The organism is Collinsella aerofaciens (assembly GCF_040915545.1).
Lineage (GTDB): Bacteria > Actinomycetota > Coriobacteriia > Coriobacteriales > Coriobacteriaceae > Collinsella > Collinsella aerofaciens_BE.
Map to the genome: position 1 here is coordinate 1 of NZ_JBCPDH010000011.1, position 25,198 is coordinate 25,198.

A 25,198-nucleotide genomic window follows, 5' to 3' on the forward strand; every position below is an offset into this window, starting at 1 on the left:
GGGAAACGAATCATTTTGGCCTTGCGAGAGCTGCCGCGTGACCCGTTTGCCACGAAATGGGCCCATCTACTACGTTTAAGCCGCTGCCCTTAACCATGGCGAACAACGCAAAAACAAAACAGCAGGTAGAACGCCTGCGGTTTTTAGTAAAACGTGGGTATGGTCAGGGGTATCGGGTCAAACGTAGTAGATGGGCCAGTTTCGTGGCGGGCATCGCCAGCTGATTCCCCGGGGACGGAGGAAAACGGATCATTTTGCTCCCGCAAGGCCCCACATAGCGCCGTTTGCCGCTGTGCGCGCTCACGACTTTTGAGTCGCACCCGTTTTCCTGCGAAAACGCCGTGTCTCAACTTTGGTGAGACATTTGTCTCACGCCCAAAACAGAATCTGGAACATGTGTCACCTGCCCAAATTGTGTCTCATTTCGTAACTTTAGGCTGTTGCAAGGTCTGAGACCGCGAGAAGGGAGACGCGATGAGTAAGTACACGAGGGGTCTCTTGGCGGTGATACTGGCCGTAGTGCTGGTGTTGCCGGCTGCGGCATTTGCCATGCTGCCCGAGGCCAACGCCAGGTCCAGCACCGGAATGGACGGACCGACGGTGAGCGGAAAGATAGTCGACCCTGACACCACCGGCCGCTGGCAGTACTGGGCGTCGGGCGGCGAGCAGGACCTGACGACACGTTATGTAGGCCGAATCTGGACGGACAAGACGGTCGAGCCAGCGCAGGACGAAAAGTCCGACTTTGTGACGACGCTCTCCACGATGTCTTCGACTTCTGACACAACGTCGCTGGTCACTAAACCGCTCGATATCGTGATGGTGCTTGATGCCTCCGGGTCGATGGATAATGACATGGGTGACAGCGATTCGACCAAACGCATCGACGCACTCAAGGCAGCTGCCAGTTCCTTTATCGACACCATCGCCGAGCAAAACAAGAGCATTAAAGATACGAATAAGCGGCATCAGGTTGCCATCGTTAAGTTTTCGGGTGCAAAGAAAAACGAGATCGGCAACGATACGTATCGCGATCGTCAGGGATACACGCACAACTACTCGCAGACCATGAAGAGCCTGACGCCGTGTGTTGATAGCGCTGCGACGGAACTTAAGAATACGGTCGGCTACATCGAGCCTGCCGGTGCCACGCGGGCTGATTACGGCCTTGAACTTGCTCGCGACATGTCGGGCCGCGAGGATGCCCAGAAGGTAGTTGTGTTCTTTACGGACGGCACGCCCACAGACGTCAGGAACTTTAACCCTACGGTTGCCAATAATGCCATAGTCGCCGCCAAGAAAATGAAGGGGAAAGGCGCTACGGTCTACACCATCGGCATTTTTGATGATGCGAATCCCGCTGACGAGCCTACGAACTACTGGACGAGCGACGAAAACAAGTTCATGCACGCCGTGTCGAGCAACTATCCAAACGCCACGTCCTACACAACCAATGAGCTTGGTAAGCGCACCGAGAATTCCGATTTCTACAAGGCTGCGTCGAATGCCGATGAGCTCAAGAAGGTGTTTGATGATATCTCGAGCTCTATCACCTCGGGCAAGGGCTCTCCCACTCAGATCGAGGATGGTTACGACGAGAGCAAGTCCGGCTACATCACCTTCAGTGATGAGCTGGGCGACTTTATGCAGGTCGATACGTTTGTCAGCGCTCAGATTAATGGCGTCCCCTTTGATGAAGTGACCAAGACAACCAAGGGCAATACGGACACGTACGAGTTTTCGGGCGTGGCCAAGGACCTGGCCATCACCGTCGAGCGCTCTGCCAATGCGCAGCAGGGCGATATCGTGACGGTTAAGATCCCCGCATCGCTGATTCCGCTGATCCGCTATCACGTGGACATGGAAAACGGGATCTTTGAGCGCACGTCGCTCAATGACATCAAGCCTATTCAGATTAAATACACCTCGAGCGTCAAGGACGAAGCACGCAACAACCTGTTTACGCCCGATAAGGTGCTCAAGAAGTATATCGATGACCACAAGGACGCCGACAACCAGACGGTCTACTTCCTGGCCAACAAGTGGTCGGGCGGCGAGCTGGGCGATGTTGTCGCCGAGTTTGAGCCCGCCGATACCAACAGCTACTATTACTTCCAAAAAATCACGCCTATCTACACGGACAAGGAATGCACCCAGCGCGCGACGGTAAAGCCGCAGGGCAACGACGTCTATTACTACAAGGACGAGTTTGTGGCGATGGGCGCAAACGACAAGCCGAAGGACGACTATGCCGTTGTGGAGTTTGAGGGGCACGAGATCGCCAACTACGACGGCGCTCTGGTCAAAGATGACGGCTATTGGTCCTTTAATAAGGGAACCGCGCGCTTGGCCTATATCGACCAGCTGCATACCACCAAGGACGATGTGGAGGCGAACGGCAACAAGACCGAGACCGCGCGCGACGTGCTTAACCCCAGGTGGAATGACCTTTCCTCCGTTGCGACTTCCACGCACGTGCATTCGCACCTGGGCAACAACGGCAAGATTATCTTTAGCCTTGCAACCAAGCCGACAACGGTGGATACCAAGACTGACTTTGGTCTGACCAAGGTGCTCGAGGGCCGCAAGTGGGCGGATACGGATGCGTTTGAGTTTGAGCTCTCCGCGACGTCCGACAACAATGCCCCGATGCCCGACCCCGCGACCGTAACTGTGACCAATGCCGATCTCGACAAGGGCAAGGCAGCCATTAACTTTGGCAAGATTACTTATGTCGAGCCGGGCGAGTACACCTATGAGGTCCGCGAGGTCAAGGGCGACGCCGGTGGCATTACCTACAGCAAGAACGTTGTCACGTTCAAGGTGACTGTGACGGTTAACGCCAAGGGCGAGCTTAAGGCTGACGTTGAAAAGACCTCGGGTGAGACTAAGTTCACGAACACCTATAGCGCCAAGACGGAAACCCCGCTGACTCTTGAGGCTACCAAGACACTCACGGGGCGCCTGATGGCCGACGGTGAATTCAAGTTTACGTTGAGCTACGCGGGGCACGACGAGGTCCTGCTGAACGCAACCAACAAGAGTGGCAAGGTTGAGTTCGGTCCGCTGACGTACACGACCAAGGCGCTTGTCAAGCTTGTCGAGGAAGACAAGGCGTTGTTTGACGCCAGCGCAGATAAGCCCACGTGGACTATTCATTACATTGCTGCCGAGCAGACCGGCGAGCTGCCTGCGGGCGTGAGCGCTACCACGGCGGCAATTGACGCATGTGTGACCGTTGCCGACAACGGCGATGGTACCCTGACGGCGACGGCTGTCTACGGCGACGCCGGCAACGAGTTTGTGAACTCCTACACTGCCGCGCCTGTCGAGGTATCGCTTGTGGGCAAGAAGAATCTGCAGGTTCCTGATGGCCTGACCCCGGCTGACATTGCCGGCAAGTTCACCTTTACCGTGACCGGTGAAGAGGGCGCACCCATGCCCGCGAACGCGAGCGTGACCAATGATGCCAAGGGCAAGGTCGACTTTGGCAAGATCGCCTTTACGCTCGACGACCTTAACAAGGCTCTGGGCGAGAAGCGCGAGAAGCGCGAGCACACCTTTACCTACACCGTGACCGAGTCCGGTAAGGTTGCTGGCGTGACCAACGACGCCAACGCCACGCGCAAGGTTTCCTACACCGTGACCGATGACGGCAAGGGTAATCTGAGCGTATCCCACAAGCCAGACGGCGATGTGGCATTTACGTTCACCAATGCCTATAACGTGAAGCCTGTCGAGGATCGGATCACGGCGACCAAGGTCCTGACCGGGCGCGACATGACTGAGGGCGAGTTCTCCTTCGAGCTCGTCGAGGGCGAGGGCAAGGACGCCAAGGTCGTTGCCACCGGCAAGAACGCCGCCGACGGCACGATTACGATGAGCCCCGTGAAGTACGACAAGGCTGGAACGCACACCTACACGCTGCGCGAGGTTAACGGCGGAACCACCAGCAAGGGCGTCACCTACAGTGATGCCAAGTTCACCATCGTGACGACCATCACCGATAACGGCGACGGTACGCTCAGTGCCACGCATGTTCTGAAGGACGTCAAGGTTGCCGAGTTCAAGAACTCCTACAACGTGACCCCCAAGAGCTCCAGCGTCACCGACCTGATCACCGCGGACAAGGTCCTGGACGGGCGCGACCTCAAGGCTGGCGAGTTCCGTTTCGAGCTCGTCGAGGGCAATAACGTGGTCGCCACCGGTACCAACAATGCCGACGGCAAGATCGTAATGGATCCTGTCACCTACACTGCGGCTGGCGAGCACACCTACATACTGCGCGAGACCAAGGCTGGCACCACCGAAAATGGCATTACTTACAGCACCGCTGAGTACACTATTGTGACCACCGTCAAGGATAACAACGATGGCACCCTCAGCGTGGAGCACAAGCTGCAGAATGTTGACAAGGCGACCTTCGAGAACGCCTACACCGTAACCCCCAAGAGCTTCAGTGTTACTGATCAGATCACGGCGACCAAGGTCCTGACCGGGCGCGATCTCAAGGAAGGCGAGTTCTCCTTCGAGCTCGTCGAGGGCAACGATGTTGTTGCCACCGGCAAGAACGATGCCCGCGGCAAGATCAAGATGAGCCCCATCGAGTACACCGCTGCCGGCGAGCACGCCTACACGCTGCGCGAGGTCAAGGGCGACGCCGGCAACGGCATCACCTACGATGGCAAGACCTACACCATCGAGACCACCATCACCGACAAGGGCGACGGCACGCTCGAGGCGAAGCATGTCCTGAAGGGCGACGGCGAGGCGAAGTTCAGCAACAGCTACAAGCCGAATCCTGGTGAGTTCAGCGTCACCGACCAGATCACCGCGACCAAGTCCCTGACCGGCCGCGACCTCAAGGACGGCGAGTTCTCCTTCGAGCTCGTCGAGGGCGAGGACGAGGACGCCAAGGTCGTCGCCACCGGCACCAATGCCGCCGATGGCAAGATCACGATGAACGCCGTGAAGTACACCGAGGCCGGCAAGCACGCCTACACGCTGCGCGAGATCAAGGGCGGAACCACCAGCAAGGGCATCACCTACAGTGACGCCAAGTACACCATCGAGACCACCATCACGGACAACGGCGACGGCGCCCTCAAGGCCGAGCATGTCCTGAAGGACGCCACGGCTGCGACTTTCAAGAACACCTACAGCGTGGCCCCGCTCGATGCGGAGCTCGACTTTGACCTGGGCAAGGTCATCAGCGGCCGCGACTGGACGGATGGGGACGAGTTCAGCTTTACCATCACCGCCCCCGAAGACGCCCCACTGCCCGATCCCGCAACCGTAACCGTGAGCAAGAAGGACGCGAAGGACGGCATTGCCGCCATCAAGTTCGGCAAGATTCACTACGCTGCCGCCGGAACCTATAAGTACGAGATTCGCGAGAACGCGGGCAGCACGGTCGGCTTGACGTATGACGCGCATGTCGCAACCGCCGAAGTGACCGTGACCGAGAACGGCGATGGCAGCCTGACCGCCAACGTCACCAAGAAGGAAAACGGACGCTTTACCAACACGTACCGCACTGAGCTTAACTACACCGCTGCCGGCGGTCTGTGGCTCAGCAAGTATCTGGATGGCCGCCCCATGACCGAGGGTCAGTTCACCTTTACCGTGACACCTGCTGACGACGCTTCGGCTCGCGCGCTCGGTCTGCTGCCCGGGGCTAATAGCTTCAAGTCCCCCGCAGCGGCAGAGGCAACGGTCGGACTGATCGACATTCTGGCTGGTCATGAGGTTATATTTACGCAGGCTGACGCCGGCAAGACCTTTATGTACACCGTGGCCGAGAAGAACGACGGCCAGCCCGGTTACACCTACGACGACGCCGTGCGCACGGTGACGATCGCCATCGCCGACGACACCGCCGGCACGCTCACTGCTACGACGACCGTTTCCGGCGGTCCCGAGGGCACGCATGAGACGGTCCACAAGAGTGGCGAGAACAAGGTCGAGAAGGCCCTGGTGCCGTTCCACAACAGTTACAGCGCTACGACCAACACGCCTGGCGGCACCGCCGCTCAGGTCGTTGCCACCAAGACTCTGACCGGCCGCCCGATGGCCGACGGCGAGTTCTGGTTCGGCATCGCCTATCAGGGTGAGCTTGTGGCATACGAAAACCTCAAGCCCAATATCGGCGGGCACGTGAGCTTTGATACGCTGCACTACGACACTAAGATGCTTGCTAATCTTGAGGCTGCTGGGCTTGCCCATCGTACCGATAAGGACGGTAAGCTTGCCTGGACCATTAACTACACGGCCTACGAAGATTTATTCGGGCTGCCGAATGGCGTTTCCGCTACAACGTGGAGCTTTGGCTTTAAGGTTATCGTCGTCGACAACGGTGACGGTACCCTGACGGCGACGGTCGACTACGGCGGCGTCGAGCCCTTGTTCGAGAACGTCTACGGCGCCGACGCCGTGGATGCCGCGCTCACCGGTACTAAGAAGCTCCAGGTTGCCGAGGGCCTGACCCCGGCCGACATCACGGGTAAGTTCACCTTTACCGTGACCGCCGACGAGGCAGGTGCCCCGATGCCCGAGCGCACGACCGTAACCAACGACGCAGCCGGTAACGTGGACTTTGGCAAGATCCACTTTACGCTCGAGGACCTCAACCGCGCTCTGGGCGTGAAGGCCGATGCTTCTGACGACGCATCGAGCGATGCCGAGGCCAACGCCGACGAGGCCGAGGTTGACGCCGACGCTGCCGACACCGACGAGTCCAACGACGAGTCCGAGCCTGCGGCCCCCACCGCTCCGCGCTCGCACACCTTTGCCTATACGGTGACCGAGACCGGCAGCGCCCCTGGCGTGACCAACGATGCCAACGCCACGCGCAAGGTTTCCTATACCGTGACTGACGACGGCGCCGGACATCTGAGCGTCAAGCGCGAAGGCGACGACGGTGCTGCCTTCACGTTCACCAACACCTACAGCGTGACGCCTACCGATTCGTCCGTGACCGATCAGGTCAAGACGGTCAAGCGTCTGACCGGCCGCGACCTTGCAGCTGGCGAGTTCACGTTTGAGCTGCTCGAGGACGGTGCGGCTGTCGCTAGCGGTACCAACGACGTCAACGGTAACGTTACGCTGAGCCCGATCCGCTACGAGGCACCCGGTACGCACACGTACACGCTGCGCGAGGCTTGCCCCAACGCGCTCGGCCTGTACAAGGGCGTCACCTATGACGGCACGACCTACACCGTCGTGACCGCCGTCTCCGACAATGGTGACGGCACGCTGACCGCGACGCACAAGCTCGAGGGAACTACCGAGTCGGCTGGCTTTACCAACAAGTATCACGCCATGCCCACGCAGGTTTCCATCGGCGCGGTCAAGGTGCTCGAGGGACGCGAGCTCAAGAAGGACGAGTTTAGCTTTAAGCTCGTTGGCGAGAACATCGAGTCTACGGTTACCAACGATGCCGACGGCAAGATCAACTTCGACAAGCTCGAGTACGACGAGCCCGGTACGTACGTCTACACCATCAGCGAGGTCAAGGGTGACGAGGCCGGTATGACCTACGACAAGTCCGTCTTTACCGCGACCGTTAACGTGGTCGACGACGGCGAGGGCAACCTCAAGGCGAACGTTGCCTTTACCAAGGGCGACAAGAGCGTCGAGGGTATCGTGTTCAACAACACGTACAAGAAGCCCGAGACGCCCGTGCCGACGCCCGACCCCGGCACGCCCAAGACCGTGACGAACATCGTCAAGACGGTCAAGGGTTTCCTGCCCACCACGGGTGACCAACAGGCCGCCGCACTGCTCATGGCATTTGTTATTGCCATGGCCGGTGTCGGTGCCCTGGTCTGGGGTATCCGTAAGCGCTAGGCACGCTGGCAGCGCCCGGGGCCAAAAGGCCCCGGGCGGCCGGCGGGGAGCCAGAACATAGCCCCCACCCCACCCCCGGCCGTCACGGAGGTATCTCCCTCCTCCGTGACGGCGCTTTTGTGTGCCGGGGGAGGAGGGTGCGCCACGAAACCGGCCCATCTACTACGTTTAGCCCCTTACCCCCAACCATGCCGAAAAGCGCAAAAACAAAACCGCAGGTAGAACGCCTGCGGTTTTGTTCAAAACGAAGGTATGGTCAGGGGTATCGAGTCAAACGTAGTAGATGGGCCGATTTCGTGGCGGGCGGTTTCGGCTGATCCATTGGGGACGGAGGAAAACGGCTCATTTTGGTCCCGCGAGGCTGGCGGAGACACTCGTGCAGGGCCGCCCGAACAAAACTATGCCGGTTTACTACGATGAATCCGAGATTCCTGACCACACCCGCATTTTTGCAAATATCGCAAGTGTTCTACCTGCGGTTTTGTAAGTGCGCAATTTGCCGTGGTCGGAGATATGCGGTTCATCGTAGTAAACCGGCATAGTTTTGAAATGGCATCAAATTGGCGGCAGCCAGCGGCTAGCCTCGCAGATAGGCGATGGCGATTTGGGTGCGGTTGCGTAGCCCCATTTTGGCTAGGATCGAGCTGATGTGGTTGCGCACGGTGCCTTCGCCCATATAGGCGGTGGCAGCGATCTCCTTGTTGTCGAGGCCGCGGGCGATGAGCTCGGCGACTTCGAACTCGCGGTCGGTCAGGCCGGCAAAGGCGGCGGGCCGGCGGGTCGCGCCGGCCTCGACGTCCGCCCCATCAAAGTTGATATCTTCGATCGCCTTGCCCTCGAGCACGCGTTTGCCGTCCATGACCTGCGCCAACGCCGGCGGAATGGCAGCGACATCGGTCTTGATCAGGTAGCCGCGGGCGCCCAGCTTGAGCGCCGACACAATGTACTCGTCATCCGAGAACGTCGTCAGAAACACCACGCGCGCCGCAGGGTCGTGCTCAAGGATCTCGCGCGCGGCCGAAAGGCCGTCGCGTCCCGGCATCTGGATGTCGAGCAGCGCAATATCGGGTGCGTGCTCGGCGTAGAGCGCCACCGCATCGTTGCCGTTGGCACCGGTGCCCACCACTTCGATCTGCGGCTGGGCGCCCAAGATAATCTTGAGCGAATCGACCACCAAGCGGTCGTCGTCGACAACGATGAGCCTCATCGGCCCTCATCTCCTTGCTGTTTGGGAACGGTGGCAAACACACGCCAGCCGCCGGCGCCGGCACGCGGGCCGGCGGTGAAGGTGCCGCCAAGCGTCTCGATGCGCTCGCGCATGGAGGCGAGCCCCATGCCCTCCGCGGTGCCGCGGCCGCTTGCTTGGACCTCACCCACGCCATCGTCGGTAACAATGAGCTGGTAAAACGACGGATGCTCCATGCACCGTACGGTGACGGTCTGGGCGCAAGCGTGGCGTATGGTATTGGAGAGCGCTTCGCGCAGGACCGCTGCAAAGCAGTTGGCGACGTTTGCGGGCGCATGTTCGGCCATAACTTCAAGCTCAATCTGCGGGCCGCCGTCCGAGCGTGTGCCTTCGACAATGCGTTCGAGCTGCACGGAAAGGTCGACGGCGTTGTCGTTGAGCGCGTGGACGCTGGCGCGCACAAGCTGGAGCGCCTCGTCAACCGTGCGTTTAACGTCGGCGAAATCGGCGGCGACGCCAGGCTCGTCGGCGTGGACCACGCGTAGGGCTTCGGCCTGCAGTGAGGCGCGCGTGAGCTGGTGCCCGACGTTATCGTGGATCTCGCGCGCGATGCGGGCGCGTTCGGCGAGCGTCGCGAGCTCGACTTCGTAGTCCTGGCGGTCGGCGAGGTCGCGGTTGCGCGCTTCGAGCGCGAGGGCTCGTTCTTGTAGCTCGTCGCGGGTACGGCGCATGCGCTGTTGCTCGCGCTCCAGTTGGGCGGTACGTAGCGATAGCAAGGTGGCGGCAACCGAAAGGATGGCGGTCAGCAGGAGCGTTCGTGCGGTAAGCGCATCGGCGCGAAGGTCCGCGACGAGCGCAAAGGCAAAAGCGGAGCCAATGCCCAGCGCGACCCAGGCGTGCTCACGGCGCACGCGCCGCGCGATGTCATAGAAGGCGAGAGGCGCAAACGGCACAAACGGCGGCACGAAGACGGCCGCGATGATGCAGGCGTAGCTCGCGGCCTCACTCACACGGCGGGCGCGGTTTCCCTGTGCGACCTCGGCCAGTGAGGTGGCAATAACGCCAAGGCAAAACGCCGCAACCAGACGAGCGTCCACAGCAAGGCCCGTGGCGGCTGCGATACAGCACGCCAGCACGATCGATTTGTCGAATAGCCTGTTCATACGGGTATTGTACGCGAAGCTGCGCGTGGTGGAGGGGCCGCCTAGCGCAACCGTGACATTCCTCCCGCACGGTGGGGCGGTCGCGTCAGCGGGCCACGCGACCGAGCCCCCGCACTCGTGACAAAGCTCACTGGTGCGCGCCGTCCGCTCCTGCGATGATGCAATCGTACCGGGCCGCAAGCAACAGAAGGGCCGCCTCATGACAGACATCGTCCACGTCGAAAACCTCGTCAAGCGCTACGACGATCTTATCGCGCTCGACCACTTTAACCTGAGCATCGCCCCCGGCGAGATCTTTGGCCTGCTGGGCCCCAACGGCTCGGGCAAGACCACGTCCATCAACTGCATCCTGCAGCTGCTCGCCTACGACAAGGGCACCATCGAGCTGTTCGGCGAGCCCATGACGCCCGCCCGCTACGACCTCAAGCGCCGCATCGGCGTGGTCCCGCAGCAAGTTGCGGTGTTTGACGAGCTTACCGTGCGCGAGAACATCGACTATTTCTGTAGCCTCTACGTTAACGACCGCAAGCGCCGCCGCGCGCTGGTGGACGAGGCGATCGACTTTGTGGGCTTGGGCGACTTTACCAAGTTTCGCCCCGGCAAGCTCTCGGGCGGCCTGGCGCGTCGCCTCAACATTGCCTGCGGCATTGCGCACAAGCCCGAGCTCATCTTCTTTGACGAGCCTACGGTGGCAGTCGACCCGCAGAGTCGCAACGCCATCCTGGAGGGCATCTGCCGCTTGCGCGACGAGGGCGCCACGGTGGTGTATACCAGCCATTACATGGAGGAAGTCGAGCAGATTTGCAGCCGCATCATGATCATGGACGGCGGACGTGTGCTGGCGCAGGGCACCAATGACGAGCTCAAACGCATGATTCAAATGGGCGAGCGCGTGACTGTCGAGGTCGGCGCCGTCGAGACCGCCACGGTCGAGCGGCTGCGCGCCCTCGAGCACGTGCTTTCGGTTGAGCTGTCCGGCGGCGAGCTCGTCTGCACCTGCGAAGCGAGCCCGCACAATTTGGTCGACATTCTCGACACGCTGCGCGCCGCCGATGTGGCGCTCGGCCGCGTGTGGAGCGAGCCGCCGACCCTCAACGACGTGTTCCTCGAGATCACCGGCCGCGAGCTGCGCGACTAGGGGGCAGTCATGTTCAACACCATCATCACTACGGTCAAGACGCTGCTGCGCCGGCCGAGCACGTGGGTCTGGGGCGCTCTCTTTCCCATCGCACTTTCCACGATGTTCATGTTTATGTTTGCGAATCTGAGCTCCGACGGCACGGTCGACCCGGTACCGGTTGCCGTCATAGCGGACGAGGCCTGGGACGCCTCGACCTTTAAGGACGTGGCGACGTCGCTTGCCAAGGAGAGCGACAATCAGCTGCTCGAGATCCACGAGTGCGACGACGCAGCCGATGCGAACCGTGCGCTTAAGGCCGGCGAGGTCGCGGGCATCTATACGGTCGACGACGCAGGCGCACCCAAGCTCACGCTGCTATCGAGCTACGACAGCTCGCGCGCATCATCGGTGCTCACCGATCGCAGCATCCTGGAGACGGTGGCAAGCTCGTATACACAAAATGCCGAGCTCATGTCCCAGATTGCCCAGGACAACCCGGCGGCACTCGCCGACCCCGAGGCGGTTGCGCGCGCCCTGTCGCTCGAGGGCGGCACCCGTCGCGTGAGCCTTACGCGCACCACGCCCGGCGGCACGGTCATCTACTATTACGCGCTTTTTGGCCTGGTCGCGATGATGTCTGCCGAGTTTGCCGCCTTGAGCGTTGTCGACCTGCAGCCCAATCTGTCGGGCCTTGGCGCGCGCCGCTGCGTGGGCGGCCTTTCCAAGACGGCGTCGCTGGCCGGCATTTTTGTCGGCTCGTGGCTGGTCTCCTTTGCTTCGATGGTGATCGCGATCGGCTACGTGCGCCTAGTCGTGGGCGTCGACTTTGGCGGGCGCGAGGGGCTGTGTTTGGTGGGCGCCGCCGCTTCCGCGCTTGCCGCCACGGGCTTGGGGCTCTTTGTGGGCACGCTTCCCGTTAAGGGCGGCAAGGCGTCCAAGTCGGGCATCCTCACGGGCTTTGCCACCACGTGCGCCCTGTTCGCCGGCCTCTACGGCGAGCCGGCGATGGCGCTTGCCGACGACGTCGCCCGCGCCTGCCCGGCCGAGTGTTGGCTCAACCCCGTCAAGCTTGTCTGCGACATGTTCAACCGCCTGTATTTCTTTGAGGACTTGGGCCCCTTTGTCGTTCGCGCCGGCGCGCTGGTCCTCATGACGCTGGTGTTTGTCGCCGCCGCTACGCTGATCTTTGGAAGGAGCCGCTATGAGCACCTTTAAGACCGCGCTTCGCATGGCGCTCGCACACCCGCTCTATCTGCTTATCTACACGGTGTTCATTTCGCTCATGGGCGTATTCATCGCGGCATCGGTGAGCTGGAACTCGTCGCAGCTCACCGAGTACAAGCCCTACGACACCAACGTGATCGTGATCGATCGCGACGACAGCGATCTTTCGCGTGCGCTTACCAAACATCTGGGTTCGCGCTTTGAGCTGGTCACGGGCGTCGGCGACGACACCTACGACCTCGCGGACGCGCTCTCCAAGAGCAATAGTGCCAAGGGCAGCGCCGACTGCGTGTTCTTTATCCCGGAGGGGTTCGAGGACGACCTGGTCGCGGCTGCCCGCGCGAGGGAGGCCCTGCCCAAGCTCGACGTGACCTACGGTTCCGGCACCATGGCGGCGGCGCTTTCGTCTGCCGAGGCCTCGCGCTGGATCTCGCTCGCGGGCGCTGCGGCGGCGCTTGAGCCCGCTGCTTCTAACGGCGATGTTGCCAAGGCCGCCGAGCATGCCGCTGCAAAGCGCGCGGAGGTCCAGATCGAGCAGGTCAAGGTCGACTCGACGGCTGCCGCCACGCTCGAGTCGTATTTCAACTTTGGCGCGTACGCGATCATCTCGTCGGTCATCGTGTCGGTGGGACTGGTGTTCTCGGGCATGAACGAGCCCGAGCGTGTGCGCCGCATGGAGGCCGGCCCGGTCTCCGAGCGCCAGCGCTCGCTTGCTGTGTTTGCGGCCGCCGCCGTGCTCACCGTCTGCATCTGGTTTGTGTCGAGCATGATGGGCGTTGTGGGCTTTGCCGGCGCGGTCGCCGAGGTCGGCGTGGGCCGTGTGTGCCTGGCGCTGGCAGCGACGTTTGCCCTGGCGTGCACGCCGCTGGCCGTTGGCTTTGCCCTTTCGAGCCTGGGTGCGCGTGAGGAGCTGCTCAACGGTGTGGGCAACCTGCTCGGCATGCTCATGACGTTTTTGGGCGGCGCTTGGATGCCGCTGTCGCTCATGGGCTCGGCCGTGCAGACCGTGGCGCACTTTGTGCCGACATATTGGGTGAACGATGCGATCAGCAAGGCACTTGCCTCGGATCTGACGTCTGCCGTGCTGAGCGACATCGCCTGCGATCTGGGCGTCACGGTGCTCTTCGCCGCCGCCATTGCCGCCGTAGGTCTGGCCCTCGCACGCGCCAAATCCCGCGCCTAGCCACCTAGTCATTTAGAGCGTCCCCAATGACCAGTCTGAAATAAATCCCGAGCCTCGCTCCAAAATAGTTCGCCATGGTTTACTATTACGCTCATAAAGTAGCAATAGGCTAACAATGGGGGATAGCATGGCGACGAAGCAAGCCTACGTCCAGGTCAAGGGGCTCAAGAAGCACTACGGCGATGGAGATGCACGCCTGACGGTGCTCGACGGCATCGACACGTCCATCAACCGCGGAGAGATCTGCGTCATGCTGGGGCCTTCGGGTTCGGGCAAGTCGACGTTTCTTAACCTGATCGGCGGCCTGGAGGATGCCGACGGCGGCTCCATCATGGTGGACGGCTGCGACCTCACGGTGCTCAAGCCTACCGACCTGGGCGAGTATCGCCGCCGTGAGCTGGGTTTTGTCTTCCAGTTCTACAACCTGGTGCCCGATCTCACCATCAAGGAGAACATCGAGGTCACGGCGCACCTGTCCAAAAACCCGCTCAATGTCGACGACCTGCTGCGTTCGCTGGGCCTCTACGAGCACCGCAACAAGTTCCCGCGCCAGGTCTCGGGCGGCCAGCAGCAGCGCTGTGCCATCGGCCGTGCGCTCGTCAAAAACCCGGGCCTGCTGCTGTGCGACGAGCCCACCGGCGCGCTTGACTACAAGACGTCCAAGGAAATCCTGCAGCTCATGGAGGATGTCAACCGCACCTACGGCTGCACCATCATCATTGTCACCCACAATGCCGCCATCGCGCACATGGCCAATCGCGTGCTGCGCCTGCGCGACGGGCACATCGTCGAGGATGAGCTCAACGAGTCGCCCGTTGCGGCCGCCGAGCTCGATTGGTAGGCGGCGCCATGACACCTCTCGCAAAACGTCTCCCGCGCGAGCTGCGCCGCAATATCGGCAAATACCTGGGCATCTTTTTGCTTATGTGCGGAAGCACCGCTCTCACCTCGGGATTTTTGCTCGCAGCGCATTCCATCGGCTGCCTTATCGATGACATGCGCGATGCGTACGCGATTGAGGACGGCCGCGTGACCACCTCCTTCGAGGCTACCGACGATCAACTCAAGGCCGCCGAGGATGCAGCCGGCGACGTCGGCGGCGTCACGCTCTACAAGAATTTCTCCATCGACGCCATCATCAAAAAGGTGTCCGGCGACGACGGCACCAAGCGCACGCTGCGCACCTATGCGCACCGCACCAAGGTCGATATCGCGTCCTACTGTGAGGGCAAGGAGCCCAAAACGGACGATGAGGTGGCAATCGACCGTGTCTTTGCCACCAACAACGGCCTCGCCGTGGGCGATAAGGTCGAGCTCGAGGGCCGCACCTACACCATCTGCGGCATCATGACCCAGCCCGATAGCCAGGCGCTGTTCCTCAACAATTCGGACTTTACGGTGAACACCATCACGTACGGCGTGGCCGAGGTCACCGATGCCGGCTTTGCCGCGCTCGAGGATGCCGGCGGCGCGCCCGCCTACACCTACTCCTTTACCTTTGCCGATCGCGACCTCCCCACCGCGGATCGCATCGATGCGGAGCAGGATATGGTCGAGGCGCTGACCGACGCCGATGCGCGCGTGGATGACCTCATCGACGCCGATTCCAACCAGGGCATTGGCTATGCGCGCGACGACGTAGACGGCGACTCCATGATGTGGATGACGCTGCTCGACATCATCATCGTGATCATGGCGTTCGTCTTTGTGGTCCTTACCGACGCCACCATCGAGGAGGAGAGCGCCATCATCGGCACGCTGCTCGCCAGCGACTATCTTCGACGCGAGATCGTGCTGCACTACCTTGCGCTTCCCGCTATCGTGGGCGTGGTCGCGGCGCTTTTGGGCACTGCGCTCGGCGTTGTGTTCTTTACCGAGCCCATGCGCAGCCTCTATTACGGTTCGTATAGCCTGCCGCCCTTCCAGGTGTACTGGAGCTGGGAGATCTTTGTGAAGTGCGCCGTGGTTCCCGCCGCCGCGCTCATCCTCATCACGCTGGTGGGCCTGCTTCGCAAGATGGGCAAGACGCCGTTGCAGTTCCTTCGTCACGAGGCGAGCGGCAAATCGGGCACCAAGCGCGGCTTGCAGCTGCCGGAGCGCATGGGTTTTGTTTCCCGCTTCCGCCTGCGTATCTTCCTGCGCAACCTGGGCAACTTCGCCACGCTCTTCGTGGGCATTGCGTTTGCGTCGCTGCTGCTGCTCTTTGGCCTGGCGATTTTGCCCACGATGACGCACTATGCGGACAACCTCGAGACAAGCCTGGTCGCCGAACACCAGTACACGCTCAAGGCGCCGCTGGAGCTCGAGGGTACTGCCGAGGAGCGCGAGCAGTGGTCGGCACTCGAGCGCTTGCAGTCGGTTGACGGCGCGCTGCTTTCCGCCGCTCAGGATGCCGATGACGAGCTTGACGACGCGGCCGATGCGGCGCAGGCGGCAGCCGATGCCGCGACCAGCGCTCCGTCTGCCGAGAGCTTGGCCGCGGCGCAGGACGCGCTCGCCAAGGTTCAGGACAAGAAGGATGCGCTTTATGCGCGCCTCGATGACCTTGCCGATATCCTCGGCTGAAACCGCGACGAGGCTATCGACCTGATTGACAAGGCCTCTAAGATCGACACCGACAACGACGACATTCACCCGGTCAACACGATTGACAACGGCGCGGGCGCAATCGCGCAGGCCGAGAAATATGCCGTTTACCAGCTGCAATACGACCGCGGCGATGGTAATGGCGAGGAGACGATTTCTGTCTACGGCATCTCGCCCGATTCGCGCTACTGGAAAGGGCTGGACGTCGGCGACGGACGCGTCGTCTTTGGCGGTGGCTTACTCGACAAGTTTGGCTGGAGCGAGGGCCAGAAGGTTAAGCTTCGCGACAAGTACGAGGGCGAGAATTATTCCTTTGAGTACGTGGGCAAGGACTGCGTTTGGGGCTCTAAGTCGGATATGAATGTCTATATGAGTATCGAAGACTTTAACGAGCTGTTTGACAACGATGCGGCCTACTTTAACGGCTATGTGAGCGATGAGAAGCTCGACCTCGACGCGCGCTACTTTGCCGGCGATACCACGCCCGACGACATGCGCGCCGTGGGCGACCAGTTCATCGGCATGATGAGCAAAATGATCGGCATGATGGTTGGGCTTGCGGTGTTCATCTTCTTGCTGTTTATGTACCTGCTGACCAAGGCTGTGATCGACCACAGCGCCCGTTCGATCAGCTACATGAAAGTCTTTGGCTATCGCGATAGCGAGATTTCGCATCTGTACATCCGCTCGATCACGTTGTGCGTGGCAGCGTCACTCGTGCTGAGCCTGCCGGTCATTATTGGCTCGCTAACGGCCATCTTCCGCTCGATGCTGCTCGCCTATAACGGCAATATCGAGATCTACGTGCCCGCTTGGTCCATGGTGGCGTGCGCAGGAATCGGCTTTGCGACCTACCTGGTCGTGGCGCTGCTGCACACGCGCTCCATCAAGCGCGTGAGCCTCTCCGAGGCGCTGAAGATCCAGGAATAGAGAACCGCCCGCACGCGGGGGCACGAACCGAAGGAAGGGTGCCCTCGCGTTATTTGCCCGCCAGGCCCGACGTGGGCAAACGCGCGCAACGTCAGACTTCCCCGAACAGAAGGAGACCCATGGCAAGATCGGCAGAGGAGCTCAAGCAGCTCTCCATCAAGGAGTTCACCGAGGCGGCAAAGGTCTACGAATCCGGCCATGCCGGCATTTACGAGATGTGCAAGGACGACTATCCGCAAATGCTCGAGGAGCTTGAGCTCGAACCGTTCGAGGACGCGCTCGACGTGGGCTGTGGAACCGGAGCCGTCCTAGAACTGCTCCACGCCCGGTACCCCAGCAAGCACTTGACTGGACTCGACCTCACACCCGGGATGATCGACGTCGCTCGGGCAAAGCAGCTCGATAACGTCAGCTTTGTCGTCGGAGACGCGGAGGCACTGCCCTTCGAGCCCCGGAGCTTCGACGCCGTGCTCTGCTCCAACAGCTTCCACCACTACCCGCATCCGGAGAGGTTTTTCGCCGAGGTGGCACGCGTCCTTCGGCCCGGCGGGCGACTGGTCCTTCGCGACTACACCTCGAACGATGTCGCGGTCTGGCTCATGAACAACATCGAGCTACCGCTGGCACGCCTCTTGGGCCATGGCGACGTGCGCATCCTCAAGCTGTCCGAGCTACGCGCGCTCGTCGAGGAATTCGGGCTCACCCCGCTCAAGCTCGAGGCACAGAAGGGATTCCGCGCGCATCTGGTCGCGCGAAAGGGCTAGCGGTCCGCGCCAGGACGCTCCGTCACGCCAGGGCACGCCGTCAACGCCGCCACACCAGGGCACGCCATCAAACCAGATTATGGCCACGCTAGAACGCGCCGCCAAACCAAGGCGCGCCGCCACAAACGTGACGGCGCGCCCCTAGCTGCCAGGTGGCGAGGCACTCATTTAAGTCCGTCCCCAATGAGTGGTTTTAAGTCCGTCCCCAATGAGTGGTTTCAGTCATTTAAGTCTGTCCCCAATGACTGGGTGCCGTACTTGACTTTAACTCTGCTTTAACTGGTACCATCCTCTTATGTCTGTAACGCCATATAGACCGAGGGGATATATCTATGACCGCAACTGCACCCGCAGCACCCGCTAAGGTGTACTTCACCAACCTGCGCACGCATGCTCGCGAGAGCCAGCTCGACAAACTCAAGCGCCTCATCCGTCACGCCGGAATTGAGCAGATCGACTTTGAGAACAAGTTCGTCGCTATCAAGATTCACTTTGGCGAGTTGGGCAACCTGAGCTTTTTGCGCCCCAACTACGCCCGCGCCGTCGCGGACGTCGTGAAGGAGCTGGGCGGCAAGCCCTTCCTCACCGACTGCAATACGCTCTATGTCGGTAGCCGCAAAAACGCGCTCGAGCACATCGACACCGCCTACCAGAACGGCTTTACCCCGTATGCCACGGGTTGCCAGATCATCATCGCCGACGGCCTCAAGGGCACCGACGAGGCGCTCGTCCCGGTTGAGGGCGGCGAGTATGTGCACGAGGCCAAGATCGGTCAGGCGCTCATGGACGCCGATATCGTGATTAGCCTCACCCACTTTAAGGGTCATGAGCAGGCCGGTTTTGGCGGCGCCATGAAGAACCTGGGCATGGGAGGCGGCAGCCGTGCCGGCAAGATGGAGCAGCATGCCGCCGGCAAGCCGAACGTCGCGACCGAGCACTGCGTTGGCTGCCATGCCTGCGAAAAGATCTGCGCGCACAACGCTATCTCGTTCGATGGCACCCGCGAGCGCGAGCTTGCCGGCGGCGCTACTCGCACGGTGCACGTGGCCGCTATCGACCACGATCGCTGCGTGGGCTGCGGCCGCTGCATCGGCGTGTGCAACCAGGACGCCATCAAGCCCGGCTATGAAGCCGCGGCCGACGTGCTCAACTGTAAGATCGCCGAGTACACCAAGGCCGTTGTCCAGGATCGTCCCAGCTTCCACATTTCGCTGGCTATGGATATCAGCCCCAACTGCGATTGCCATCCCGAAAACGACACGCCTATCGTCAACGATATCGGCATGTTCGCGAGCTTCGACCCGGTCGCCATTGACCAGGCCTGCGCCGATGCCGTCATGGCATCCGAGCCGCTGCCCAACACCGAGCTCACCGATAGCGCGGCCAAGATGGAGCACAACCACGAGCATCTGGAGGGCGAGCAGGCCAAGGATCCCTTCTGCATCACGCATCCCGACACCGACTGGCGCGTGTGCATCGCGCACGCCGAGAAGATTGGCCTGGGCACGAGCGAGTATGAGCTCATCGAGGTCAAGTAGCGCCTAGCTATTGGACAAAATAAGCGCCTTTGTAGCGTTAGTTGAGCAAAAGCCGCCCGTGAGCACAGCGCTCACGGGCGGCTTTTTGGAAGTGCGGCGAAAAATCGAATCCCGCCGACCACAAACCGTTTTTTGGCAACAAAACCCCAGACGTTGCTTTTTGCCTAAAAATACTCGTCGAGGAAGTTGTCGACCGTGTTCCAGTAGAGTTCGGGGTCGACCTGCGCGCTCTTGGCGTGGGTGGCGCCATGGATGGTGAGCTTTTGCTTGACCTTGCTGGCGCACGCGTCGTAGTTTTGGTCGAGCATATCGTACGGCACAAAAGTGTCCTGGTCGCCGTGGATAAACAGCATGGGAACCGTCGCGTGTTTGAGTTGCTCCACGCTGCTCGCCTTATGAAAGTCGTAGCCCGCGCGCACGTTGCATACCAAGTTTGCTACATCGAGCAAGGGAAAGCTGGGCAAGCCGAACACGTTCTTGAGCTGCAGAGAAAACTCGTCCCAAACACTCGTATAACCGCAGTCCTCGATAATGCATTTCACGTTTGCGGGCAGAGGTTTCCCCGCGACGTTCATGGCGGTTGCCGCACCCATGGATTCGCCAAAGACCAGGATGCGCGCCTTGGGGTCAGCCTGAACGATTCGCTCGATCCATGCGACGATGTCGAGGCGCTCGGGCCAGCCCATGCCGATATAGTCGCCGCCGGAGCGCTCGTGGGCGCGTGCGGCGGGTGCGAGTACGTTCATGCCGCGGTCGTGGAATCGCTTGACGTATCGGGCCATACCGATGGGCTCGTTGGTATATCCATGCAGGCAGACGGCGTAGTCGTGCGTGCTCTCCGACGCAGCAAAATACCAGGCGGCAAGCTCGGTCCCGTCGTTCGCGGTGAGGCTGCTGCTCTCGCGATTCTCTTTAAACCACGCCCGCGCCTCGGTTTCCTCGGCATCCGGCTGCTCACCTTTTTTGTCGTCTTTGCCATCCTGCATCATCTTCATGGTGTATGGCGCGCGGGGATTCAGCGCGAAGTCAAACAGAAAGTTGCCGGCAAATCCGAGCAGCGCAACGACAGCCACCAGTGCAACGATGCCGGCTATCTTGAGCTTTCGATGGGAACGTGCGTTTTGAGACATAAGAAGCTTTCCTATAAGATGTTAATACATCAACATTTAATGCAAGCGCATTATGGACGTTCGCCGTTGATGAGTCAACAGGCAAAGAATGGGTAAACAAAGGGTCACGTATGGTGCAAATTTCGCACGTACCTAGACGCTTTGATATAGTGTTGAGAACTCTTTACGTTGGAGGATGTAACCGGCATGTCCGATTCGAGCGACAGTTCTAAGCCGCGACCCAAGACCGCGGCCGTTCCACACTACACAGTGGGGGAGGAGATCATGAACTCCGTCACCCATGGTGTCGGCTGCCTGCTGGGTATCGCGGGCCTGGTGCTCCTGATCGTATTCGCCGCCCTGCGCGGCGGAGGCCCGGCCCATATGGCCGCGGCGATTGTCTATGGCGTCAGCATTATCCTCGAATACCTAGCCTCCACGCTCTACCACGCGATTCAGCCCGCGCGCGCCAAGCGCGTGTTTCGCATCATCGACCACAGCTGCATCTACCTGCTCATAGCCGGCAGCTATACGCCGTTTTGCCTCATCACGCTCGCAAACGACGGCGGCGCTGTGCTGTTCTTTGCCGTATGGGCCATCGCCATCATCGGCATCGCCCTCGAGTGCTTCCTACGCGAGCGCCAGCCGCATTGGGTAAGCGGCCTGGTCTACCTGCTGATGGGCTGGCTCGTTGTCTTTAAGCTGCCTGAACTTGTGGCGCTGCTCAACCCCGTGGCACTTGCCCTGCTCGCCGTCGGCGGCGTGTGCTACACCGCGGGCGTGCCGTTCTATATCGCCAAAAACGTGCGCTATCTGCACAGCGTGTTTCACCTGTGGGTGCTCGCCGGCAGCATCTTCCAGTTCATGGCGGTGATCCTCTTCGTAATCTAGCGACCATGCCTGCGCGCCCGCGTTCTCGTTTGGGCGCCGGTGCAATTGCCGTATCCGCCATCAACGTTTTAACCTGACGTCCCGAATCTTGGAGGTTCGAGAAACTCCCGATGGACATAACCATCTCCCTTATCACCACCCTCGTTTTGACCCTCATCAACGGCTACTTCTCTATGTCCGAGATGGCGCTCACCACGGCCAAGCGCGCCGTGTTGGAGCACGAGGCCGAGGAAGGCGACAAGCGCGCCGAGCGTGCCATTAAGCTGGCTGCCGACTCCGACCAGCTGCTCGCCACCATCCAGGTCGCCATCACGCTCGTGGGCTTCGCCTCGTCCGCCGTCGCCTCGACGAGTCTGTCCGACCCGCTCGCCACGTGGCTCATGAGCTTTGGCATCGCGCCGCTCTCCGCCATCGCACGCGGCCTGGCGCCGGTCATCATCACCGTCGCGGTCGCCTTCGTGTCCATCGTGATCGGCGAGCTCGTCCCCAAGCGCATCGGCCTGGCCAACGCCGAAGGCGTGTCCAAGCAGGTTGTGGGGCCGTTGTCGTTTTTCCAAAAGATCGCCCGTCCGCTCGTGTGGCTAACTGGTGCTTGCTCCGATGGCCTGGCCCGTATCCTGCGCATCAAGAGTGCCGACGACCGCCAGAACGTCTCGGAAGAAGAGATCAAGTACATGGTCTCGGAGCAGGACGACCTGCTCGACGAGGAAAAGCGCATGATCCACGAGATCTTCGACCTGGGCGACACCGTTGCCCGCGAGGTCATGGTGCCGCGCGTGGACACCACCATGTGCGAGGACGACGAGACGGTCGCCGACGTGCTGTCCACCATGCGCCAGACCGGCTTTAGCCGCATCCCCGTCTATCACGAGGATCCCGACAACGTCGCCGGCATCGCGCACATCAAGGACCTGATTCAGCCCGCGCTCGACGGCAAAGGCGACCAGCCCATCGCCGGCTTTTTGCGCGACGCCACCTTTGTGCCCGACACCAAGGACATCCTGCCGCTGCTGTCCGAGATGCAGACCTCGCACGACCAGATCGTGGTGGTCGTGGACGAGTACGGCGGCACGGCCGGCATTATCACTATCGAGGACATCGTCGAGGAGATCGTCGGCGAGATCGAGGACGAGTTCGACCCCGACAACAAGTATCTCACGCGCCTTTCGCGCCGCGAGTGGCTCGTTGATGGGCGTTTTTCGTGCGATGACGCGATTGAGCTTGGTTGGCCGCTTGAGGAAAGCGATGATTATGAGACCATCGCCGGCTGGATTTTGGAGCTTTGCGACTCGGTGCCCGACATCGGAGAGGTGTTTGAGGTTGCGGGGTACAAGTTTAAAGTGCAGTCGATGCGTGGCCAGCGCATCTCGCTCATTCGCGTGATCGCTCCGGCCGAAACCGATAAGAAGGATTCCGAGTCTTCGGTAGACGAGCCGACGACGTCGGGTGCGGGTTCCGCGAATCCGCACGACGGCGACGAGTAGGACAAGGAAGAGTAGGGGAGAGTTATGGCAGGCCTGTTTAACATCCTTAAGGTCACCGTCAGCGAGGACAAGATCTGCGCGCACGTGCTGGTGAACCCCGGCATGCCGCTCATGACCTCGGAGGATATCGAGGCTACGGCGCGCGTGTATTACCTGGTGCCGGCGATTGCCAAGCACCTGTGCCTGGGTGATTCCGGCCGCGAGTTCCAGGACTGCATGGGCCAGACCGAGCTTTGCCATCTGCTTGAGCATGTGACGGTCGAGCTCATGAACGAGACCGGTCTTGCCGGTAGCATCTCGTGCGGCCGCACGCGCGTAAGCGAGCACGACGAGCGCGTCTTTGAGGTTGAGCTTTCGTGCCCCGACGACGCGCTGGCCATCGGTGCGCTGTCTTCGGCCACCTTTATGATGGACTGGGCGTACCTGCACGCCGACCAGCCTGCCCCCGACGTGGAAGGCACGGTCGCGGGTCTGCGCAACCTGGTGTTGGGCATGCGCGCCGAGGCCGAGGGCAAGGATCCTCGCGAGGCCGTCGCCGCTGCGAACGGCGAAGATGCTGCCGAGGACGAGGGCGCTGACGAGGGCGATGTGCCGGTCGACGCCGAGCTCGTTGCCGATGCGACCGCCGAGCCCGTTCCCGCCGAGCCCCAGGGCGTCCCCAACTTTGACGACGAGCCCCAGGTGGCGATTGATACCGAGGGCGCGGTTGCCGAGAACCACGAGGCATCCGCTGCCGTCTTTGGCGGTGCTGCGACGGTTCCGGCAGGACCTGCGCATGAGGGCGGCCTGCCGCTCGTGGACGGCGCCGGCGAGGACCCGGGTGCCACGATGGCCATGCCGGCTATGCCTCAGGAGTAGGCCTACGCGTTTATCACCATCACGTACCTGCGCCTTTGCCGTACGCAGATGAGCGGAGCGGCAAGTGATGCGCTGCGGGTATAATGGACAGCATTCAAACGGTGGGCACCGACGTGCCCGCAGGAGAGGAATGATCATGGGTAAGACTTTCAGCTTTGTCTCCGGCGCACTTTTTGGTGCCGCTGCCGGCGCTATTGTCGGCGTTGCTCTGGCCCCGCGCTCGGGCGCCGAGACCCGCGCCATGGCTGCCGATATCGCCAACGACGCCTGGGACAATATGCGCGACACCTACGAGCACAGCGCCGAGGAGGCCCGTGCTGCGGTGAATGACTTTGGCCCGATGGTCGACGCCAAGACCGATGACCTGCGCGCCAAGGTCGATCTGGCCCGCGAGCGCATGGACCAGCTGCGCGAGCAGCTCAACGACGCCATTTCGGGCGGCAACGTGACGCCTGCCGCCGACGTCGTGGTCGAGAACGCCGTCGAGGCTGATACCGAGGCTGCGGAGCCCTCGACCGAGGCATAATGCGCGCCGGGGATTTTGTCGGCGCCAAGATCTATCGCAAGCCTACCGAGGACAAGCGCACCAAAAAGGACGGCACGCCGCGCAGCCCTAAAAAGCTCGGAAAGATTCACTTTCCGGTCTTTACCCCGGGTGGTACGCGCGTGGTCGGCTTTATGGTCCGCCAGTCCGATATCGCGGGCATGATCGAGCGTCCCGACCGATTTGTAGCGCTCGACGCCATTGGTGTCTACGAGGGCGCCATTGCGGTCGATGACGTCAAGGGCACCTACGATGCCGCCGCTGCCAAGCGCCTCGACATCAACCTGGACGATTGCATCATCTGGGTCGGTATGGACGTGCGCACGGAATCGGGCGACGTCGTGGGCTATTGCTCGGATGTGGAGTTCAAGCCACGCTCGGGCATCGTGCAGGCATTCTATGTGACTGCCGGTGCTGCTTCGAGTGTTTTGGTTGGTGACACGCAGGTGCCGCCGACGATGCTGCGCGGCTACGAGAACGGCGCGATGGTCGTCTCAGACGAGGTCAAGTCGCTCGGGTATTCGGGCGGTGCGGCTGCCAAGGCCGCCGAGGCCAGCGTCGTGGTGGGCGACAAGGTCAAAAAGGGCGCCAAGGTGCTCGACGACAAGGGATCGGTTGCCGTGGACAAGGGCAGTCGCGCACTGGGCAAGCAGCTCGGCAAGACGCGCGGCATGTTCAAGGCCTTTAAGGACGAATACCAAAAGGCGAGCGGAGGCTCGTCAAAAGCTACAAAATAGCGACGTACCAAATGATGGGAGGCAAGCCGGAGA

General features: G+C 61.2%; 17 protein-coding genes. 14 read left to right on the forward strand and 3 right to left on the reverse strand.

The genetic code is table 11. From position 1 onward, the window contains the following. Window positions 1–474 precede the first annotated feature (474 nt). Window positions 475–7,848, forward strand: a complete 7,374-nt coding sequence (locus AB5202_RS05100) for a Spy0128 family protein (RefSeq protein WP_368143696.1) — start codon at window positions 475–477, stop codon at window positions 7,846–7,848. A 577-nt stretch (window positions 7,849–8,425) separates the two neighbouring features. Here the strand turns inward: AB5202_RS05100 and AB5202_RS05105 are convergent. Further along, window positions 8,426–9,055 carry a response regulator gene (locus tag AB5202_RS05105; RefSeq protein ID WP_148332880.1) on the reverse strand — a complete coding sequence of 210 codons (630 nt, stop codon included), beginning with the start codon at window positions 9,053–9,055 and terminating at the stop codon, window positions 8,426–8,428. Further along, window positions 9,052–10,197 (reverse strand): sensor histidine kinase, encoded by a 1,146-nt coding sequence (locus tag AB5202_RS05110; protein WP_368143695.1) that lies wholly within the window; start codon window positions 10,195–10,197, stop codon window positions 9,052–9,054. Before AB5202_RS05110 ends, AB5202_RS05105 begins: the two co-directional genes overlap by 4 nt. A 199-nt stretch (window positions 10,198–10,396) precedes the next feature. Here AB5202_RS05110 and AB5202_RS05115 point away from each other — a divergent pair, with 199 nt between their 5' ends. The 8 genes from AB5202_RS05115 to AB5202_RS05150 all read left to right on the forward strand — a co-directional run bounded on the left by AB5202_RS05115 (window position 10,397) and on the right by AB5202_RS05150 (window position 19,542). After that, window positions 10,397–11,335 (forward strand): ABC transporter ATP-binding protein, encoded by a 939-nt coding sequence (locus AB5202_RS05115; RefSeq protein WP_152067463.1) that lies wholly within the window; start codon window positions 10,397–10,399, stop codon window positions 11,333–11,335. 9 nt (window positions 11,336–11,344) lie between these two features. Further along, on the forward strand, window positions 11,345–12,532 hold the full coding sequence (locus AB5202_RS05120) for an ABC transporter permease (protein WP_368143694.1): 1,188 nt from the start codon (window positions 11,345–11,347) through the stop codon (window positions 12,530–12,532). Next, window positions 12,519–13,724 carry an ABC transporter permease gene (locus AB5202_RS05125; protein ID WP_271731179.1) on the forward strand — a complete coding sequence of 402 codons (1,206 nt, stop codon included), beginning with the start codon at window positions 12,519–12,521 and terminating at the stop codon, window positions 13,722–13,724. The genes AB5202_RS05120 and AB5202_RS05125 overlap by 14 nt, the downstream gene beginning before the upstream one ends. Before the next feature lie 127 nt (window positions 13,725–13,851). Continuing rightward, on the forward strand, window positions 13,852–14,565 hold the full coding sequence (locus AB5202_RS05130; RefSeq protein WP_271731181.1) for an ABC transporter ATP-binding protein: 714 nt from the start codon (window positions 13,852–13,854) through the stop codon (window positions 14,563–14,565). A gap of 8 nt (window positions 14,566–14,573) precedes the next feature. After that, window positions 14,574–16,289 carry an ABC transporter permease gene (locus AB5202_RS05135; protein ID WP_368143693.1) on the forward strand — a complete coding sequence of 572 codons (1,716 nt, stop codon included), beginning with the start codon at window positions 14,574–14,576 and terminating at the stop codon, window positions 16,287–16,289. 390 nt (window positions 16,290–16,679) lie between these two features. Then, complete coding sequence (locus AB5202_RS05140) at window positions 16,680–17,240, forward strand: FtsX-like permease family protein (RefSeq protein ID WP_368143691.1); 561 nt, start codon at window positions 16,680–16,682, stop codon at window positions 17,238–17,240. Between the two features lie 119 nt (window positions 17,241–17,359). After that, on the forward strand, window positions 17,360–18,004 hold the full coding sequence (locus AB5202_RS05145) for a class I SAM-dependent methyltransferase (RefSeq protein WP_368143690.1): 645 nt from the start codon (window positions 17,360–17,362) through the stop codon (window positions 18,002–18,004). A 332-nt stretch (window positions 18,005–18,336) separates the two neighbouring features. Further along, window positions 18,337–19,542: a DUF362 domain-containing protein gene (locus AB5202_RS05150; protein ID WP_368143688.1), complete on the forward strand. Its 1,206-nt coding sequence runs from the start codon at window positions 18,337–18,339 to the stop codon at window positions 19,540–19,542. A 164-nt stretch (window positions 19,543–19,706) separates the two neighbouring features. Here AB5202_RS05150 and AB5202_RS05155 read toward each other — a convergent pair whose 3' ends face one another. After that, on the reverse strand, window positions 19,707–20,672 hold the full coding sequence (locus AB5202_RS05155; protein ID WP_368143687.1) for an alpha/beta hydrolase: 966 nt from the start codon (window positions 20,670–20,672) through the stop codon (window positions 19,707–19,709). Window positions 20,673–20,858: 186 nt separating this feature from the next. On the opposite strand from AB5202_RS05155, the gene trhA reads away from it, so the two are divergent. The 5 genes from trhA (at window position 20,859) to AB5202_RS05180 (ending at window position 25,165) form a co-directional block, all read left to right on the forward strand. Continuing rightward, entirely contained in the window at window positions 20,859–21,542 is a 684-nt protein-coding gene (trhA, locus tag AB5202_RS05160; RefSeq protein ID WP_172676303.1) for a PAQR family membrane homeostasis protein TrhA, read from the forward strand. A 110-nt stretch (window positions 21,543–21,652) separates the two neighbouring features. Then, window positions 21,653–23,026, forward strand: a complete 1,374-nt coding sequence (locus AB5202_RS05165; RefSeq protein ID WP_055285343.1) for a hemolysin family protein — start codon at window positions 21,653–21,655, stop codon at window positions 23,024–23,026. 24 nt (window positions 23,027–23,050) lie between these two features. After that, window positions 23,051–23,884 carry a cyanophycin synthetase family protein gene (locus tag AB5202_RS05170; protein WP_368143685.1) on the forward strand — a complete coding sequence of 278 codons (834 nt, stop codon included), beginning with the start codon at window positions 23,051–23,053 and terminating at the stop codon, window positions 23,882–23,884. A gap of 136 nt (window positions 23,885–24,020) precedes the next feature. Then, a complete protein-coding gene (locus AB5202_RS05175; protein ID WP_035136593.1) occupies window positions 24,021–24,410 on the forward strand; it encodes a YtxH domain-containing protein in 390 nt (129 codons plus the stop codon). Then, window positions 24,410–25,165 carry a PRC-barrel domain-containing protein gene (locus AB5202_RS05180; protein WP_342996702.1) on the forward strand — a complete coding sequence of 252 codons (756 nt, stop codon included), beginning with the start codon at window positions 24,410–24,412 and terminating at the stop codon, window positions 25,163–25,165. Before AB5202_RS05175 ends, AB5202_RS05180 begins: the two co-directional genes overlap by 1 nt. Window positions 25,166–25,198: the final 33 nt, after the last annotated feature.

What these genes read in the sequence shown, in the direction of transcription:
- AB5202_RS05100 (WP_368143696.1), top strand. Translation starts at nt 475, where the DNA reads ATGAGTAAGTACACGAGGGGTCTCTTGGCGGTGATACTGGCCGTAGTG.
- AB5202_RS05150 (WP_368143688.1), top strand. Translation starts at nt 18,337, where the DNA reads ATGACCGCAACTGCACCCGCAGCACCCGCTAAGGTGTACTTCACCAAC.
- trhA (WP_172676303.1), top strand. Translation starts at nt 20,859, where the DNA reads ATGTCCGATTCGAGCGACAGTTCTAAGCCGCGACCCAAGACCGCGGCC.
- AB5202_RS05170 (WP_368143685.1), top strand. Translation starts at nt 23,051, where the DNA reads ATGGCAGGCCTGTTTAACATCCTTAAGGTCACCGTCAGCGAGGACAAG.
- AB5202_RS05165 (WP_055285343.1), top strand. Translation starts at nt 21,653, where the DNA reads ATGGACATAACCATCTCCCTTATCACCACCCTCGTTTTGACCCTCATC.
- AB5202_RS05145 (WP_368143690.1), top strand. Translation starts at nt 17,360, where the DNA reads ATGGCAAGATCGGCAGAGGAGCTCAAGCAGCTCTCCATCAAGGAGTTC.
- AB5202_RS05120 (WP_368143694.1), top strand. Translation starts at nt 11,345, where the DNA reads ATGTTCAACACCATCATCACTACGGTCAAGACGCTGCTGCGCCGGCCG.
- AB5202_RS05125 (WP_271731179.1), top strand. Translation starts at nt 12,519, where the DNA reads ATGAGCACCTTTAAGACCGCGCTTCGCATGGCGCTCGCACACCCGCTC.
- AB5202_RS05105 (WP_148332880.1), bottom strand. Translation starts at nt 9,055, where the DNA reads ATGAGGCTCATCGTTGTCGACGACGACCGCTTGGTGGTCGATTCGCTC.
- AB5202_RS05180 (WP_342996702.1), top strand. Translation starts at nt 24,410, where the DNA reads ATGCGCGCCGGGGATTTTGTCGGCGCCAAGATCTATCGCAAGCCTACC.
- AB5202_RS05130 (WP_271731181.1), top strand. Translation starts at nt 13,852, where the DNA reads ATGGCGACGAAGCAAGCCTACGTCCAGGTCAAGGGGCTCAAGAAGCAC.
- AB5202_RS05110 (WP_368143695.1), bottom strand. Translation starts at nt 10,197, where the DNA reads ATGAACAGGCTATTCGACAAATCGATCGTGCTGGCGTGCTGTATCGCA.
- AB5202_RS05155 (WP_368143687.1), bottom strand. Translation starts at nt 20,672, where the DNA reads ATGTCTCAAAACGCACGTTCCCATCGAAAGCTCAAGATAGCCGGCATC.
- AB5202_RS05140 (WP_368143691.1), top strand. Translation starts at nt 16,680, where the DNA reads ATGAGTATCGAAGACTTTAACGAGCTGTTTGACAACGATGCGGCCTAC.
- AB5202_RS05115 (WP_152067463.1), top strand. Translation starts at nt 10,397, where the DNA reads ATGACAGACATCGTCCACGTCGAAAACCTCGTCAAGCGCTACGACGAT.
- AB5202_RS05135 (WP_368143693.1), top strand. Translation starts at nt 14,574, where the DNA reads ATGACACCTCTCGCAAAACGTCTCCCGCGCGAGCTGCGCCGCAATATC.
- AB5202_RS05175 (WP_035136593.1), top strand. Translation starts at nt 24,021, where the DNA reads ATGGGTAAGACTTTCAGCTTTGTCTCCGGCGCACTTTTTGGTGCCGCT.